At 66.6% G+C, this 858-nt stretch carries 1 protein-coding gene; it reads left to right on the top strand.

Annotated features, from left to right (window positions below; translation table 11 throughout):
• Window positions 1–3 precede the first annotated feature (3 nt).
• The coding region (locus VXC91_RS46175; RefSeq protein ID WP_329513299.1) for an NAD(P)/FAD-dependent oxidoreductase at window positions 4–858 on the top strand (855 nt) is incomplete at its 3' end.

Genomic DNA, 858 nt, shown 5'->3' with positions numbered 1-858 from the left:
CTCATGTCAGCCGTTGTTGTCGTCGGTGCGGGAATCGTTGGCTCCTCGGTCGCCTACCACCTGGCACGCCAGGCCGTCCCAGTGACCTTGCTCGACCAGGGACCATCACCGGCCACGGGCGCGACGGGCGACTCTTTCGCCTGGATCGGTGGCTACGGAGGGGACTGGCCCGGCGGAGCGCAAGACCTGCGTGGATCCGTCCTTGCGGACTACCGGCGATTGGAGACCGAGCTGCCTCACGTCGCCGTCCGCTGGACAGGCTCGCTGGCCTGGACCGACGCCCAGGCCAAGCACGACTCCCGGTTAGGACCCAGCCGGTTCCGGGTCGGAGGAAGTGACATCGCGGTGCTGGAGCCCAACCTGCGAAACCCTCCCGAGCAAGCCATCCATACACCAAGCGACGGAGGCGTCGATCCGACAGCAATGACCAGCGCCCTCGTGGATGCTGCTCGCGCCCACGGCGCAATGGTGATCCACAACTCGATCGTGACTTCCCTGAAGATGGCAGGCGGACACGTCGAGGGTGTGCTCTCCTCCACCGGATTCCACGCCGCCGGAACAGTCGTGCTCGCCGCCGGAACCGGCATCCCCGAGCTGGCTGAGCCGTTGCTGGCTGGTTTGCCCGTCGCCGCATCCCCTGCCTGCCTGGTGCGCCTCAAAGCACCTCCCGGCCTGGTCAAGACCATCGTGGCCAGCCCGGATTTCGAAGTCCGAGAGGTACGTGACGGCGACCTCTTCCTGACACTCCCGCACGTCGAGGACAAGTCAGCGACATCGTTTGAGCAGGCCACGCAAGACGCGCTCCGCCGCTTGCAGTGCCTCTTCCGCGGAAGCGACTGCTGCCGCTTGCTGGGCTAC

The sequence above is a fragment of the Streptomyces chiangmaiensis genome (assembly GCF_036281785.1).
GTDB classification, from domain to species: domain Bacteria; phylum Actinomycetota; class Actinomycetes; order Streptomycetales; family Streptomycetaceae; genus Streptomyces; species Streptomyces chiangmaiensis.
Note: the sequence above shows the minus strand (reverse complement) of the source record. Positions and strands in the feature narration are given on the sequence as shown.